We start from the raw sequence: 15,688 nt of genomic DNA on the forward strand, positions 1-15,688 counted from the left end.
AGCGGCAGGTGCAAACAGCTGGTCATCTTTATAAATTTACACAGATATTTGTTATACCAGCCCGGAATCCTTAAAATGGGCGAATCCTGCGAATTTTATGTAGGTTTGCAAAAATTGTTATTAAAATCATGAATCTGATAGAAGAGCTGCGCTGGCGGGGTATGCTACAGGATATGATGCCTGGCACGGAAGAGCAACTGAATAAAGAAATGACCACTGCTTATATTGGTTTTGATCCCACAGCAGAGTCGTTACACATCGGCAGCCTGGTTCCCATCCTGTTACTGGTGCATCTGCAAAAGGCAGGACATAAGCCCCTTGCGCTGGTGGGCGGCGCTACCGGAATGGTAGGCGACCCCTCCTTTAAAGCGGAAGAACGAAAAATGCTGGACCTGGATACCCTGCAAAAAAATGTAGCCGGTATCAAAGCCCAGCTGGAACGCTTCCTCGACTTCAATGCTGCCAAACCAAATGCAGCTGAAATGGTGAATAACTTCGACTGGTTCCAACATATTTCCTTTCTCGATTTTATTCGTGATACCGGCAAGCACATCACCGTTAACTATATGATGGCCAAAGATTCCGTTAAGAAAAGAATTGAAGGCGACAACGGGATGTCATTCACTGAATTTACCTATCAGCTGATACAGGGTTACGATTTCTATCATTTGTATACTGCCAAAAACTGCAAATTGCAGATGGGTGGCTCAGATCAGTGGGGTAATATTGTTACCGGCACAGAATTGATCCGCCGTAAGGCGCGGGGGGAAGCTTTTGCATTTACCTGTCCCCTGATCAAAAAAGCAGATGGCACCAAGTTCGGTAAAACCGAGCAAGGTACCGTATGGCTTGATCCTAAACGTACTTCTCCCTACTCCTTCTACCAGTTCTGGCTCAGAACAACCGATGTGGATGCAGAAAGCTATATCAAAATATTCACCTTCCTGGAACAACCTGAAGTGGACGCTTTGATAGAAGAACACAGAAAAGATCCGGGACAGCGGTTGTTACAGAAACGTCTTGCTAAAGAAGTAACCGTATTTATTCACGGGGAAGAAAACTATAATTTCGCGGTAGAAGCGGCGTCTATCCTGTATAATAAGAATACCGCCGAATTACTGGTGTCTCTTTCTGAATCCGATCTGATAGAAGTGATGGATGGTGTTCCGCAATACGAAGTACCAAGAACCGACCTGGAAGCCGGTAAGGATATCGTAAGCCTGCTTGCTGAAACCGGCATTTTCCCCAGTAAAAGCGAAGCCCGTAAAACGGTACAGGGTGGAGGCGTAAGTGTAAATAAAATAAAAGTGCCTGGCATTGATATGATTGTAAACACATCCTCATTGCTAAGGGATAAATATATTTTATTGCAGAAAGGTAAAAGCTATTTCCTGGTGAAGGCAGTGTAATTCTCCGGTTATACCGGTAAAGAAATATTTAAAAAGAAGAGGGAAGAAAAAGCAATTGTCCGCTTTCTCTTCCCTCTTCTTCTTTTAAAAAAACATCTGCTACTATTTCAACCCATATTTCTTTTCATATTTCTCATACAGCTGCTTCTGCTTATTATCCAGGTTTATTTCCCTACCCTGGATAAATGCCTGCGTAATCACGCTCGACTTCATATCCAGGATATCGCCGGTACTTACTGCAATGTTCGCATCCTTGCCGGCTTCCAGTGAGCCGGTAGTTTTATCGATGCCCAGGATTTTAGCGGCATTGAGTGTAATCGCCGACAGCGCCTCTTCTTTTGTTAAACCATAGGTGCTGGCAGTACCTGCTTCAAAACCCAGGTTACGCTGCTGCCAGAAGCCTTCATTGCTGAGGCAAAACAGTACACCGGCTTTCTGCAGTTGTGCAGCGGTTTTGTAAGGCTGATCCACATCGTCGTCCTGCATCACGGGCAAAGCATGCGGCTGTGCGAGTACTACCGGGATATTATTTTGTTTCAGGATGTCTGCAATGAGCCAGGAATCAGCCCCGCCAACAATCACCACATCGAGCTGGAACTCTTTGGCAAAGTCGATCGCTACCAGCATTTCCTTTACCAGGTCGCAGTGGATAAACAGTTTCTGCTCCCGGTTAAACAGCTTGCGCATCGACTCAAACTTCAGATTGGTAGCGGTGTGTTTGCCTTCCTGCTGATAAGCCTTTGCCTCCCGGAAAAATGTTCTCACCGTTTCTATTTGTTCCAGTGCTGCTTTCAGCCGGTCGTTGGGAACAGCCCCACGGCCTCCACCCAGCGGCGCCAGCGGTGGCATAAAAAAGTGCAGGGCATTATCCGTTTTGTAAGCGGCATCTTCCCAGTTCCAGGCATCCAGCTGTACTACGGAAGAAACACCGCTGACAATACCTCCTTCCGGTGTTACCTGAGCCAGCAGGATTCCATTGGAACGCAGGGTGTTGATTACTTTGGAATCGGCATTATACGCAATGATGGAGCGTACGGAAGGATTTATTTCTCCTACTTCACGCACATCGATGGTGGCGCGCACGCTTTCAAATTCCACCAGCCCCAGGTTGGATTCGGGCGCAATAATACCGGGGTATACATGCTGTCCTTTCATATCCAGTACCGTGGCATCGCTGCCGGCAGCGGGAATGTTATTACCTACTGCGGTAATTTTCCCGTTGCTGAATGCAATGGTGCCGTTTTCAATCACCTGTCCGTTGCCCACGTGAATAGTGGCATTGGTAAGGTATACAGGCTTGCTTTGCGGGCCTGCCGGAGATATCGTTTCCTGTGCCCGGGCAGTATACATTCCCAGGGTAAGGCTTAATAAAATTAATTGTCTTTTCATCGCTTGTAGCATTTAGCGGTGCTTAAAAATTTCTAACAGATCAATTACCAATAGCTTGCTGATGTCCGCCCTGCAAATCTTCGCAGTGGTAGATTTCTTCCGGCGTCAGCGAAGCTTTGCGGGTAGGCGTACCTTTTTTCTTTTCCGCCAGCAATAACTGGGTAAGACGGTTACGCTCCGTTGCAATGCGCTTACGCAGCTGCAGATCATTGTCGCGGTCAAATTCCACGATACCATCCACGATAGTCTTTTCGGCTTTGGCATAAATGCTTAGCGGATTATCGCTCCACAATACTACATCTGCATCTTTACCCACTTTGATGCTGCCCATGTGGTTGTCTACATGCAGCAGTTTAGCGGGGTTGATCGTCACCAGCTTAATAGCTTCTTCTTCCGTCATGCCACCGTATTTGATGCTCTTGGCGGCTTCCTGGTTCAGGCGGCGTGCCATTTCCGCATCATCGGAGTTAATGGCGGTAAGCACTCCGGCGCCCTGCATGATGGCAGCGTTGTAAGGAATGGCGTCCTGTACTTCCATTTTATAAGCCCACCAATCGGCGAAAGTGCCTGCACCGGCGCCATGTGCTTTCATTTTATCGGCTACTTTATATCCTTCCAGGATGTGCGTGAACGTATTCACTTTGAAGTGAAAACTGTCTGCTACGTGCATCAGCATATTGATTTCGCTCTGCACATAGGAGTGACAGGTAATGAAACGCTTCTGATGTAATATTTCCACGAGGGCGTCCAGCTCCAGGTCGCGGCGTTTGCCGGCGCCTTGTTTTTCATAGTCCAGCGCACGGGTAAACGCATCTGTATAAATTTGCTCTACGCCCATTCTTGTTTGCGGGAAACGTACCGTATTACGGTCGCCCCAGTTGGATTGCTTCACGTTCTCCCCCAATGCAAATTTGATGAAAGGATCCCAGCTGGTAACTTTCAGTGCTTCTGCATTTTGCCCCCAGCGGAGTTTAATCAGCTGCGACTGCCCGCCGATGGCGTTGGCACTGCCATGCAACAAATGAGAGGCGGTTACGCCACCGCTCAGCTGACGGTAGATATTCACATCATCGGGGTTGAGTACATCTGCAATCCTTACTTCAGAAGTAACCGACTGCGACGATTCGTTCACTCCCTTACTGATGGCAATATGCGAGTGTTCGTCGATGATGCCGGCGCTCAGGTGTTTGCCGGTACCATCAATTACGCGGGCATTGCCGGCAGCCAGGTTTTTACCCATCTGTGCAATTTTGCCGTTGCGGATCAAAACGTCTGTATTTTCCAGTTTCCCCTCTTTTTCGCTGGTCCATACAGTGGCATTTTTGATAAGCAGGTCCTGCTGCGATGGTAATTTCTCCCAGCCATAGCCATTCAACGGATAATACAGCGGGCCAATCGCCAAAGGTGTTTCTTTCTTTACGGAATCTGCTTTTTCCGGGGCGGCCTTTACAAATACAGCATTCCATTTTACAAGATTACCGCTGGTATCGGCGCCGGTACCGGTCCAGCTGTTATCGCCAATGATACCGCTGAGGCGTACATTGCTTTTACTGTTCTTTGCCAGTGTCAGCGACAGGGATACCAGTTTGCCGTTTACATCGATGCGGCCGGGAAGGGTATCTTTCTGCAACACAGACAGTAACGGTGCAACAGCAGTACCTCTTACTTCCACGGAGTAGCTGCCGCCAGGGATAAGATTTACGGTATAGATGCCGCGTATATCATTCCAGCCGTCGGCCTTGATGGTATAACGGTTGCCTTGTACCCAGTTCTGGTACAGGATGGTTTTTTCGTTGAAAACAGGGCCAGAGGTAATGAGGAAGTTGGCCAGTTTACCTGGTTCCAGGCTGCCTACTTTATCATAGGCCTTTATAAGTGTGGCCGGGGTTTTGGTCAGGGCTTCCAGGGCTTTCTGTTCGCTGAGGCCATAGCTGATGGCTTTCCGCACGTTGGCCAGGAATTGCTTTACATCTTTCAGGTCGGCGGCAGTTAAACAGAAGGGAATATTTGCTTTCTCAAAAGCAGCGGGCTCTGTAGGCGCCATTTCCCAGTGTTTCATTTCGGCCAGTGATACATAGCGTGCATCCGCAGGATCCTCCATATCGATGGCGCCGGGGAAGTTCAGCGGCAAAGCGAACGTGGCTTTGGTGGCCGCCATTTCACTGATGCGCTGGTATTCATTGCCACCGGCTTTAATAATATACTGTATCCCAAACTCGTCTCCTATCTTATCTGCGCGAAGCGCATCCCATTTATCGGTCACTTCAAACAGCTGAGGCAGCTGCTGACTGGCATTCCATGCTTCCAGGCTGAGGTTCACTCCTTCCTTTGCGGGCCGGGATTTATACCACTGGGCATCCAGGAACGTTTGCCGCAGGAGGGCGATGCAACCCATGAGGGAGTTAGGATAATTTTGCGTAGAGGTTCCTTTATCAAAAGAATAGGCCGCAGCGGCTTTCTCCCGGATAATGACTTTATTTTCTTTTGCGGTGGCCAGGGTTACCAGGGCAGCCGTACCACGGGCGATGCCATCGGGCTGTTGGGTAAGCACAGCGCCAAATCCGGCTTCCCGCAGGGGCGTTGCCTTTTCGTCATCTGCAGAAAAAAGATCCACGGCATTTACCTCGCTTCTGATGGCCTGGTTCCAGCCATAGGCCCCTTTGGTGTTAGACAGGAACTGCGGTGCTGCATTCCATGCGGAACCGCCCCGTTTAGGCTCTGACAAGCCATAATTGCTAAAGATATCCACAAAGGAAGGATAGATGTATTTTCCTTTACAATCCACGATCACAGCATCTTTGGGAATGGCAGCCGATACGCCGGCAGACACTATTTTCCCGTCGCGGATTACCAGTGTGGCATTGTTCAGGGTGGTTTGCGGGTCTTTTACAATGGTGGCATGTGTAAAAGCAAAGCACCCTTCGCGGGGATCGGCGATCCCGTTGACCGGGTAGGTTTCCTGTGCGCTGACTGCCTGGCCGGTTGCCAGCAGGGCCAGTAACAGCAGTTTACCGCGGTGCCGCTTCATAGCATAGGTAATACACCGCAACAGCAGGGCTGTCCCGGGTTTCTCAAAAGCTCTTTTCATGTAAATCTTTTATTTTTTCGGTTCAGATTCAGTTGATCCGCTAAATGTAATAAATCATTAAGGCGGGATTAAATAAAACGGCATATTTTTTATGAGTGGTAAGTGTATTTTGGATTCACACGAAAAAGGGATAATTTGAAAAGGGTTTACCGCTTAAGTTTGTTTAAATTCGTATAATACTTGCTGACTATGAAGTTTATTTCTGTTTATACATGGATGTTGCTCACCGTTTTTTTTGTAGCAACTACCTTTACTACCAGTGCCCAGGTAAAAGATACTACCAATACAAAAGGCCGCTGGACAGCGGAAGGAAGAGCCGATAAAATCACGGACAAGATTTCCCATAAAGTAAATCTGAACAAAGACCAGGAAAAAAAGATCCTGGTAATCAACCAGGATATTGTGCGCCGGATGGATGCAGTGAAAAACAATCCTTCCCTCTCCAAAAAGGAACGCATGACACAGTTTAAAGCCCTGGATACGGAGCGCAGCCAGCGTTTCAAAACCGTGTTTACGCCCGCGCAGTATAAGAAGTGGAACGACTGGGAAATGACTAAAAAAGAACACCTGGAACAAAAAATGGAAAAAAAGCGGCAAAGGAAGGAAGCGAAAGACTCTACCCAACCGCAATAAATTTCTTAACTTGAAGGATATTGGCAGTGAGTAGTCTCACTGCTTTTTTTATGCCGCGAAAACATGAACAACACCACTGCCGATATAAAAGATATTTTCCTGCAAGGCGTTGCAGCAGTGCATCCGCAGCAGCTGATCAGGAAAAATGTGCAGGTAATACCTGCCACCCGTGTTATTAATATTTCGGGAGATAGCTACGTCCTCCCGGAGCATGCGGCTGTTTGGATACTGGGGGCGGGCAAAGCTGCCGCCGCGATGGCACAGGAGCTGGAAAACATACTCGCTGCGCATTTCCCGGTGAAGGGAATGGTGGTTACAAAATACGGACATGCGTTACCGTTACAGCAGGTGGAGCTTATGGAGGCCGGTCACCCGGTGCCCGATGAACAGAGTGTAGCCGCTTCCGTTAAACTGCTGGATATGGCGGCCAAGGTGCAGCCGCAGGACCTGGTTATCTTTTTACTTTCAGGCGGCGCCTCCGCATTGCTGGCAGATGTGCCGGCAGGTAGCAGTTTACCTGAAGTACAACAATTGTTTGAAGCATTACTGAAAAGCGGCGCCGACATCCGCGAAATGAACACCGTAAGAAAACATCTTTCCGGTATCAAAGGTGGTCAGCTGGCAAAAAGCATATACCCGGCTACGTTATGCACCCTTGTTCTCAGCGATGTGGTAGGCGATGACCTCAGCGTGATAGGGTCAGGGCCTACAGTAGCCGACCCGTCTACCTTTGCGGACACGATGAATGTACTCCGCAAATATCATCTCCCGGAAAAAATATCCGCGTTCCTCCTTCAACATATTGAAGACGGCCTCGCTGGCAGGATACCCGAAACGCCAAAGCCGGGCGATCCTTCCCTGCTGCATACACACAATTATCTCACCGGTACCAACCGTGTGGCATTGGAAGCGGCGGCTGCAAAGGCCCGGCAGCTGGGCTATTACCCGGTATTGTTATCTGATACTATAACGGGAGAAGTGCATGCTGTAGCTGCCAGCCTGGTACAAACGGCCCTACAGTACAACGGTCCTTTGCCGGCCTGTTTGCTGGCAGGCGGGGAAACTACCGTAGCAGTAACCGGGAATGGCCTTGGTGGCAGGAATCAGCAACTGGCGCTGGCAGCGGGCATTGCCCTTGCCGGTTATCCATCGCTTACTTTCCTGAGCGGCGGCACCGATGGCAGTGATGGTCCTACCAATGCTGCCGGAGCTATCGTAGACGCATCAACGATAAAAAATGCGGTAAAAATGCAGCTCGATCCAAATAGTTTTTTACAACAGAACGATGCGTGGCACTTCTTCTCAAAAGCAGGCGGGTTAATGATTACAGGCCCTACCCAAACAAATGTGATGGATCTCATGATCACGCTGATCACCGCAGACGGCCTTAAAATTTGAAATCAAAGTTTGTATATGTGTGGATAGATTATATTTTTGGGGTTTGGAACTAGAAATTCTGGATTTACTAAACGTATTTGCATTATGCTGAGAATGGAACAGACATGGCGGTGGTACGGACCCAATGATCCGGTTAGCTTGTCTGATATTAAACAGGCAGGAGCTACCGGAATTGTAACCGCATTGCACCATGTGCCTAATGGAGTGGTATGGACGAAGGAGGAGATACAAAAGCGGAAAGCCATCATAGAAGCAGCGGGGCTTGCCTGGTCTGTTGTGGAGAGCGTGCCGGTACATGAAGATATCAAAACGCAAAGCGGCCGTTTTAAGGATTATATCCACAACTACCAGCAAAGCCTGCGGAACCTGGCAGCATGCGGTATACGTACTGTTACGTACAACTTCATGCCGGTACTCGACTGGACCCGCACCGATCTGGCTTATACCGTGGAAGATGGTTCCAAAGCGCTGCGCTTTGAAAAAGCGGCGTTCATGGCATTCGACCTGTTCATGTTGCAAAGACCAGATGCAGAGAAAGATTACAGCGAGGAAGAGATAGCCCGTGCAAAGGAACATTTCGACAGCATGACTGCGGCCGACAAAGAGCTGCTGCAAAAAAATATTATTGCCGGATTACCCGGATCTGAAGAAAGCTTTACGCTGCAACAGTTCCAGGCCGCATTGGATAAATATAAAGGCATTGATGCCACCCAGCTGAAACTGCACCTGTTCTATTTCCTTCAGCAAATAGCGCCTGTTGCAGAAGAAGCCGGTATTAAACTGGCTATCCACCCGGATGATCCTCCATTCCCGATTTTGGGACTGCCGCGGGTGGTAAGCACCGAACAGGATGCCCGCGAACTGCTCATTGCGGCGCCATATGCCTCCAATGGACTGTGCTTTTGCACCGGCTCCTATGGCGTAAGGGCCGACAACGATCTTCCCGGCATGATAGAACGCCTGGGCGATCATATCCACTTCATCCACCTGCGCAGCACACAACGGGATGCGTTGGGCAACTTCCACGAAGCCAACCACCTGGAAGGGGATGTAGATATGTTTGCCGTAGTAAAGAACATCCTGCTCACCATGAAACGCCGCAATGTTTCCATTCCTATGCGCCCGGATCATGGCCACCAGATGCTGGATGACCTGCACAAGAAAACAAATCCGGGATACAGTGCTATCGGCCGTTTACGCGGACTGGCAGAATTGCGTGGACTGGAAATGGGTATTGCTGGGGCTTTAGGCTCTGATTGACTGACGTCTACCAGTATCAGGTCTGCACAAAGAGTAAAGGTGGGGATAAGCAATACCATCGTCGGACTGAGATGCTACACCAGGGCAGAAAGCGTATTTGAACATATACCGTAATGGCTGATTACGTGTACAAATAACACTACTCTGAAAATATATTAAAGACCCGCCTTACCGGTGGGTCTTACTTTTTTTAGCACCGGCTAAGCACAAATTTTAAAAGCAGCGCGCAAAAAATCACTGCTTTTTTGTAGCATTGCATCAGGACAAGATTTTATCAACTGTACACTTTTACCAAACCTACAATATGATGAGCGCAACTATAGATGCGAGATATGAGGCATGCCTGGCCAAAAGACCTGACAGCCTCGCCCGCCTGATCAATTTGTTCAAAAAAGATATAGACCTGCGTATTACACAAAAACTACTGGAGCGCGGATACAAGAATTTTAAACTGGGCGATATGGTACTCCTGGTACACATCGATGCGCAGGGCACCATTAACAACGACCTGGCCAGGAAAGCGCGCATCAGTAAACAAGCCATGAGCAAGGTGGTAAAGAACCTGGAAGCAGATAACTACATTGGTACCCGCAAACACGATACCGACAACCGCGCCAGCATTATTTTCCTGACAGAGAAGGGAAAAGAGTTTATGATCAACGCCTACGAAGCGGTAGATGAAGTACAGGACCTGTACGCCGGTATTATAGGTGAAGAAGCTTTTACACAGCTGAAAACGATCCTTAAACAATTAACAGCAGGCTTAAACCTGAGCTGACCATTCTTTATTTCAACGTTATGTAATACCGGTTGGCACTGTCTTTCACCAAAGGTACCTTTAACATCTCTTGCAGTAATTCCAGCGTTTCTTCTGCAGATTTATTTTCAAAGTCAACAGTCAGGCTGCGTTTATACACGCCTGCTGCGGATGGCGGTACCCGTATATCAAGGTGGAAGTAGCTGTTCACCGCATCAATGATTTCTTCCAGGGGAATATTCCGGAACTTCAGGCGGCCTGTTTTCCAGGCGAGCAGCGACTGGCTTTTGACTGTTTTGAACTGCAGCGGCTGATGCAGTTCCCGCTTTGCCTGCATATTTGCGGTGAGGTATACTTTGTTGCCCTGATCCTGCACCAGGGTTACCTTTCCCTTTATCACCAGTACTTTGAAGAGGTTATTGGTTTTATGCACTGCAAATACGGCCTTCAGCGTATACAGATCAGTGTGCTCATCCAGCTGCATCCGGGTGCGGGTTGGCAATGCCACATCAAACCAGGCATCGCCGACAAGCATGCGTAATTCCGGCGTTACATCAAGCTCTTTAGCATAGCTGAACGATGCGCCGTTGCCGGCAATCACGGTACAGCCTGGGGCCAGCAATAGGCTATCGGTATGGCCGGTATTGTTAACGTACCCCAATTGCTTAGCCGGAGCCGGCCAGCAATAGTAAACAATCACCGCTGTAACGAGCAGCATCACTGCAACGGCCACCAGCCATTTACGGTTAAAGGCGCGTACCGGGGAGCGTTTGGATAAAGCGGGTGAAGATGACGGAACCGCACTTTCCACATCATGGGGAACTGGTATACCCTCTGCAAGCCAGGCGGTTAAGCGGCTTTCCACGTAAGCAGCCTGCTCGGGTCCTTCGCGGCATAACCCGGCCATCTGTTCCTGTAAAAAAGGATCCTGTGGAGCATGTATATATCTTGATATCAGATCATCGATATCCTGTTCCGGTTGATACATAGTGATTGGAATGCACGTGGCTATAGCTGGTATGTTTGGCAAGATACTTAACTTCCCTGCAAGTTCCATCGCGCAGGCATTACATTTGTACAGACAGAATAAATAATTAGGTCACTTCCGCAAGGTTTAATATTTTTAGCACAGAGGAACCGGCAAAAACGATATGTATGTCACCTGAACAATTAATAAATAACGACCAGGAATATATTGAGGGATTGCTTCACCATACACCAGCAGTAATTGAAAATATTTATCAGCGCTTTGCTTCCAAAGAAAAGCGGTTCATCCTGCAAAAGAGCGGTCACGTAAAAGATGCGGCGCATATTTTTGAAGAGGCCCTGATGGACATTTATTACTTCGCCCGCCGTCACCCGCTGAAAGTCTCCGACTTTGAGCCCTTTCTGCAACTGCTGTGCAAGCGTATCTGGGAACAGGAACTGGAAAGAAGAGGGCAACGGATTCCCGGCCTGGAAGCAGAGGAGCTCTCTACCATGAGCAGAGACGATATCCAGGATGTGGAAGATGTACTGAAAGAAGGAGAAAAAAGAAGACTCGCCTATCACTACTACCTCGCCCTCTCGGACGACTGCAAAGAATTACTCCGCTGGTCACTCACAGATGGCTGCCTCCAGGAAGATATTGCCGCAGAAACCAACATCCCCATTAATGAACTGCCTGGCAGACGGGCCGATTGTTTCCGCAGCCTGTTCAGGGATATCGACATAAAACTAAAAGCCAACAGCCTTTCAGAAAAAGACCTGCTGGAAACAGACCGTTTCCTCAGCGGGCAAATGAGTGAGGCAGAGCGCAAAGCTTTCTCCGAACGACTTCAAACCGACACCCTGCTTACACAACAGGTAAAACGTTTTGATGCTGTCCGGCAACTGCTGGGCCAGAAAATTTGTAACGACGCCAACCGGGATGAGTTGCAACATTTGCTGTTTACCCACCGCAACGCCTGGTACACGCTGAAAGACAGTTCGCCCATACCCATCCGTAATTATGTAATCCTTACTGCATTGATAGCAGCAGGACTGGCTATCCTGTTGTATGTAAGCCCCTGGAGAAAAAATATCTACCGGCAATTCGCCTCCACCGAAATGCAGATTCCGGATATCGACAGCCTGCGGCTTCCGGAAGAAGCGATCGAACAGTTCAATCGCGGCCACTTTAACGAAGCTGTATTGCTATTGAATAAAGCACTGGCAGCCAATCCAGGCAACCTATACGCCCGCTATTACCGCGGCGTAGCCCTGATCGACCAAAACCAGATGGAAAGCGCACGACAGGACCTCACCACCGTTTTTAACAACAGCAGTGAACTCCGGTACGAAGCAGCCTTTTATATGGCGTTGAGCTATCTGCGGGAAGGACGTAAGCAGCAATGCCTCGAATGGTTATTAAAAATCCCATCCGGCGCGCCGAATTACCTCAAAGTGCAGAAACTGATAGAAGAATTAAAATAATTAACTCAGGTATTGTCCCTTACTGTAGTGGATAATATTTTCTACTTCTCCCTTAATTAACTCATAAACAGGCGCCTTGCCTGTTTTGATCTGTACCAGTTGTTGTAATACCAGGAAATAGATCTCTCCGCGGTTACAGCCATCAATCTGGGCTTTTAAAATGTCATGTTTTACCTCTTCACAACCGGTGGCATCCAGTTTCTGGTAAATAACATACAAGTCGTCCATCCAACTCATTTCTCTAAAGTTTAAACATAGTGTATAGTCTCCTAAAGTTAAGGATTTATATTAAGAAAATAAAACATCTGAATCTTAAATAATTGTAAATTCTAAAGCGCTCATAACCAGATCAGAGGATTCCTCACGGGAAGGTTTCGAAGCACCTCTTCTTCCTCCGGATCCTGGTTAAGCGACAGCCATAGCCGGTAATATTCCGGCCGCTGAAAAGCAGCCGCACCAAAAATGAGGAAGGGCTGCGCCACCGGCCAGCTGTTCCAGTACATCACATCATGTGCATAAGGCCAGCTGTTTTTGTTATTTACATATGGATAAAGAAAGGCGATTCCTCTCTCCATATTTTTACTGCTGTCTGCTGTAAAGCGCCACAGGTCATTATCCGGCGTACTCAGCAACTGGCAGATGGTGCTCATGGCATCCAGGTTAAACAGCGAGTAGCCGTAAGGTTTAGTACGTTTCAACTCCAGTGGAAAACTGCCGTCAGCAGCCATCTGGCGAGGCAGCAATACCGTTTTATAACGGTTGCTGCAAAATTCCAACAGCTCCTTGTTATCCACAAAACGCGCAAAAGCGGCCACCTGCATCACCCAGCATGTGCCGTGATTATTGGCAGCATTCATTTCATCCTTCCCGTAAGGATGTGTGGTCAGCCATTGCAGGTATTCACTGAACCAGCTTTTAAACGCTGTAAGATCCGCCGGCGGAATGGCGCCGGCTTTCTCCATCACACTTAAAGCTTGCACTACTTCCATCAAGTGGATCGTATCAATAATACCAATGCCCCTGCCGGTTGCCTTTCCTTTGATGGCCTGTGCATACAGCAGCGAAGGATTCATCCGGGTAGCCGCTGTTTCAAACCAGGCCTTTGCATGCAGCAATGCCTGCTGCGGATAAGTGTTGTCTTTGGTGGCAATATATCCTGCCGCCAGTGCGCCCATCACCCGGCTGAAACGGATCATGGCCAGCCGGTGCGCTACAAAATTTTCAGGGTTGGTTTGGCCATCCCGCTGGATATAAGCTCCGTTTGGATTTGCCGGATCGGGCCACCAGTAATCCCCTTCTGAATAAAAGTCATGTATGCCGCCGGCGCTGCGGTCGCAGCGGAAGGCAGTAATCGTTTGTGGTGGCTGCTGCATGGCCCATGCGGCCCGTTTGATCACCGCCCCCCGTGTATCTTTAAGCAGCTGCTGCTGATAAGGTGATTGCGCCTGCATTATGCAGGAAATACTGATGAATAAAGCTGCCAGGAACGTACGCATGGAATTATTTTTTTGGTGTTAATAGTAATACCCGGCCGTCATGTGCTGCCAGCTCCATCACAAAAGAACCGTTGTGTGTACCTAAACCGGCGCCTGTCCAGTAATCTGATATTTGGTATGGCTGATCAAGTTTCACCGTTATTTTTTTTGAAGATGACTGCCAGTTGAGCAAAATCACCTGTTTGCCTGCCGCGGTAGCAACCCTTCCTATTTCAAAATCAGTGCCTTCAAAAGCCGCTGCCTTTGCGGTGGGTGGCAACGCCTTCTTCAAAACGTTGAGCCGTTGCCGTGATATCTTCGTCAAGTCATCGCCACTTAGTAACATACCGCCGGTAGCGTACAGCAAAGCTGCATGGAAATTAAATTCGTTACCGGGCATGTTGCCGGTAAGTACCAGGCAATCAGGATCGTTCCACCATAAACGGCCGTTTTGCCAGGCACGGTAAAGGTTTTCACGACCGGAACGCTCAAATACCGTCCAGGTGCGCTTAATGTCCATTGAGCTGCGGCTGCCATGCACCAACCCTAATGATGGCCACAGCGGATGATTACAGCCAAGTATAAAAGCATCCCTGCTGCCTTTGAGAATGGCTTCCATGCCACGCCGGTATGCTTCTACCCTTGTAGCTTTAGCATCATAAAATTTGCCGCCATGAATAGCGCCCCAGAAATTGGCATCCAGTTTAAAATAAGTAACGCCCCAGTCGTTGCGCATGGTCCGGAATAATTGCTCCAGGTGTTGCTGCACCGCAGGGTTTGTGCCATCCAGCACAAACCAGGGCTTCATCCGCCAGCCGCCAAACGTAACCAGGTCGCTGCGCAAAGGCGCACCAGACGCGTCTTTCACCAGCCAGTCTTTATGATCTTTATAAATAGTGGAATTGCTGTCGCAAATAAACGGCGCTACCCAAATAGCCGGCTCAAAGCCTTTTTCCCGGATGGCTTTCAGCACCTGTTGCACATTGCCGCCAAAAGAATTACCCGACTCCAGCCAGTCGCCCATATGCGGCTGATAACCATCGTCTACCTGTATATATTTTAGCGCCGGAATGTTACTTTTTATGTAATCAAGGTTATCGTAAATATTCTGTGCGGTTACCTTCGGACCGAAACAATACCAGGAGCACCAGCCGGTTGGTGGCTGCTTAAACTCAAGCCGTGGATGATGTTCCTGTATCCTGGCGGCGAAGCGGTCCAGCAATGCGTTGCCATCCTTACCCGTGATCACCATTAATTCTTCCAGCTTAAAATCAGCTCCGGGAGCAAGTTCCAGGTTCTCCAGGTCGGTTACTGTTTTGATGGTATCTGCAGAAATATAAAACTTGCCCACAAAACGCTTGCTGGATGTATATCCCAATAATATCTGTTCTTCATTTGCAGGGTACAAACGCAGCAGGTTGTATACTGCCAGGTAACCCTCCGGTTGCGGAATTTTATAATGCCCGGCATCTGTGTAATTTCCTAATGTTTCAGGATGAGCAAGCGTACCGGCTGTTTGCGTCAGCATCTGGAAACCCTCCGCATAAAAGGGTGTGGTGGGTAACAATATCTTACCTGCCGCACCGGTAATCACTTCCTTCAATCGCACAGGTGCACTACCGGTGTTGACTATACGTATTTCACAGTGATCATTTTTCCAGTTGCGGATTACTTTAATATAATCCGGCGCTATACTGCCATTGGCGGTATACACCACAGCTGCACTGCTTTTCAGCGCCTGTACAAATGCTGCGGGCGTTCCTGCCATGGCGGTGAGGGCACCCCACAGTAAACCGGCAGTTAAAAGCCAACTATTTTTTTTCAT

At 48.6% G+C, this 15,688-nt stretch carries 12 protein-coding genes; 6 read left to right on the plus strand and 6 right to left on the minus strand.

The features are described 5' to 3' along the window. Positions 1–128: 128 nt before the first annotated feature. Positions 129–1,409: a tyrosine--tRNA ligase gene (gene tyrS / locus AB6805_RS27045; RefSeq protein WP_370912553.1), complete on the plus strand. Its 1,281-nt coding sequence runs from the start codon at positions 129–131 to the stop codon at positions 1,407–1,409. A gap of 102 nt (positions 1,410–1,511) precedes the next feature. Here tyrS and AB6805_RS27050 read toward each other — a convergent pair whose 3' ends face one another. After that, positions 1,512–2,798, minus strand: coding sequence for an amidohydrolase family protein (locus tag AB6805_RS27050; RefSeq protein WP_370912554.1), 1,287 nt, complete (start codon positions 2,796–2,798; stop codon positions 1,512–1,514). A 40-nt stretch (positions 2,799–2,838) separates the two neighbouring features. Beyond that, positions 2,839–5,886, minus strand: a complete 3,048-nt coding sequence (locus tag AB6805_RS27055; RefSeq protein WP_370912555.1) for an amidohydrolase family protein — start codon at positions 5,884–5,886, stop codon at positions 2,839–2,841. A 189-nt stretch (positions 5,887–6,075) separates the two neighbouring features. On the opposite strand from AB6805_RS27055, the gene AB6805_RS27060 reads away from it, so the two are divergent. From AB6805_RS27060 to AB6805_RS27075, 4 genes are all read left to right on the plus strand, one after another. Next, entirely contained in the window at positions 6,076–6,519 is a 444-nt protein-coding gene (locus AB6805_RS27060; protein WP_370912556.1) for a hypothetical protein, read from the plus strand. A gap of 63 nt (positions 6,520–6,582) precedes the next feature. Beyond that, positions 6,583–7,917: a glycerate kinase gene (locus AB6805_RS27065; RefSeq protein WP_370912557.1), complete on the plus strand. Its 1,335-nt coding sequence runs from the start codon at positions 6,583–6,585 to the stop codon at positions 7,915–7,917. 84 nt (positions 7,918–8,001) lie between these two features. Next, positions 8,002–9,177, plus strand: a complete 1,176-nt coding sequence (gene uxuA, locus AB6805_RS27070; protein WP_370912558.1) for a mannonate dehydratase — start codon at positions 8,002–8,004, stop codon at positions 9,175–9,177. Between the two features lie 307 nt (positions 9,178–9,484). After that, entirely contained in the window at positions 9,485–9,955 is a 471-nt protein-coding gene (locus tag AB6805_RS27075; protein WP_159454348.1) for a MarR family winged helix-turn-helix transcriptional regulator, read from the plus strand. A 7-nt stretch (positions 9,956–9,962) separates the two neighbouring features. Here the strand turns inward: AB6805_RS27075 and AB6805_RS27080 are convergent, their stop codons facing one another. After that, the gene (locus AB6805_RS27080; protein WP_370912559.1) at positions 9,963–10,922 is read right to left on the minus strand and encodes a FecR family protein; all 960 of its coding nucleotides are present in this window, start codon (positions 10,920–10,922) and stop codon (positions 9,963–9,965) included. Positions 10,923–11,089: 167 nt separating this feature from the next. On the opposite strand from AB6805_RS27080, the gene AB6805_RS27085 reads away from it, so the two are divergent. Continuing rightward, positions 11,090–12,388: a tetratricopeptide repeat protein gene (locus tag AB6805_RS27085; RefSeq protein WP_370912560.1), complete on the plus strand. Its 1,299-nt coding sequence runs from the start codon at positions 11,090–11,092 to the stop codon at positions 12,386–12,388. On the opposite strand, the gene AB6805_RS27090 is transcribed toward AB6805_RS27085, so the two are convergent. The 3 genes from AB6805_RS27090 to AB6805_RS27100 form a co-directional block, all read right to left on the minus strand. Further along, the gene (locus AB6805_RS27090) at positions 12,389–12,625 is read right to left on the minus strand and encodes a hypothetical protein (protein ID WP_079470877.1); all 237 of its coding nucleotides are present in this window, start codon (positions 12,623–12,625) and stop codon (positions 12,389–12,391) included. A gap of 101 nt (positions 12,626–12,726) precedes the next feature. Continuing rightward, positions 12,727–13,884: an alginate lyase family protein gene (locus tag AB6805_RS27095; RefSeq protein WP_370912561.1), complete on the minus strand. Its 1,158-nt coding sequence runs from the start codon at positions 13,882–13,884 to the stop codon at positions 12,727–12,729. Positions 13,885–13,888: 4 nt separating this feature from the next. Further along, positions 13,889–15,688: a glycoside hydrolase family 36 protein gene (locus AB6805_RS27100; protein WP_370912562.1), complete on the minus strand. Its 1,800-nt coding sequence runs from the start codon at positions 15,686–15,688 to the stop codon at positions 13,889–13,891.

It is taken from the genome of Chitinophaga sp. RCC_12 (assembly GCF_041360695.1).
GTDB lineage: Bacteria > Bacteroidota > Bacteroidia > Chitinophagales > Chitinophagaceae > Chitinophaga.

What these genes read in the sequence shown, in the direction of transcription:
- tyrS (WP_370912553.1), top strand. Translation starts at nt 129, where the DNA reads ATGAATCTGATAGAAGAGCTGCGCTGGCGGGGTATGCTACAGGATATG.
- AB6805_RS27050 (WP_370912554.1), bottom strand. Translation starts at nt 2,798, where the DNA reads ATGAAAAGACAATTAATTTTATTAAGCCTTACCCTGGGAATGTATACT.
- AB6805_RS27055 (WP_370912555.1), bottom strand. Translation starts at nt 5,886, where the DNA reads ATGAAAAGAGCTTTTGAGAAACCCGGGACAGCCCTGCTGTTGCGGTGT.
- AB6805_RS27060 (WP_370912556.1), top strand. Translation starts at nt 6,076, where the DNA reads ATGAAGTTTATTTCTGTTTATACATGGATGTTGCTCACCGTTTTTTTT.
- AB6805_RS27065 (WP_370912557.1), top strand. Translation starts at nt 6,583, where the DNA reads ATGAACAACACCACTGCCGATATAAAAGATATTTTCCTGCAAGGCGTT.
- uxuA (WP_370912558.1), top strand. Translation starts at nt 8,002, where the DNA reads ATGCTGAGAATGGAACAGACATGGCGGTGGTACGGACCCAATGATCCG.
- AB6805_RS27075 (WP_159454348.1), top strand. Translation starts at nt 9,485, where the DNA reads ATGAGCGCAACTATAGATGCGAGATATGAGGCATGCCTGGCCAAAAGA.
- AB6805_RS27080 (WP_370912559.1), bottom strand. Translation starts at nt 10,922, where the DNA reads ATGTATCAACCGGAACAGGATATCGATGATCTGATATCAAGATATATA.
- AB6805_RS27085 (WP_370912560.1), top strand. Translation starts at nt 11,090, where the DNA reads ATGTCACCTGAACAATTAATAAATAACGACCAGGAATATATTGAGGGA.
- AB6805_RS27090 (WP_079470877.1), bottom strand. Translation starts at nt 12,625, where the DNA reads ATGAGTTGGATGGACGACTTGTATGTTATTTACCAGAAACTGGATGCC.
- AB6805_RS27095 (WP_370912561.1), bottom strand. Translation starts at nt 13,884, where the DNA reads ATGCGTACGTTCCTGGCAGCTTTATTCATCAGTATTTCCTGCATAATG.
- AB6805_RS27100 (WP_370912562.1), bottom strand. Translation starts at nt 15,688, where the DNA reads ATGAAAAAAAATAGTTGGCTTTTAACTGCCGGTTTACTGTGGGGTGCC.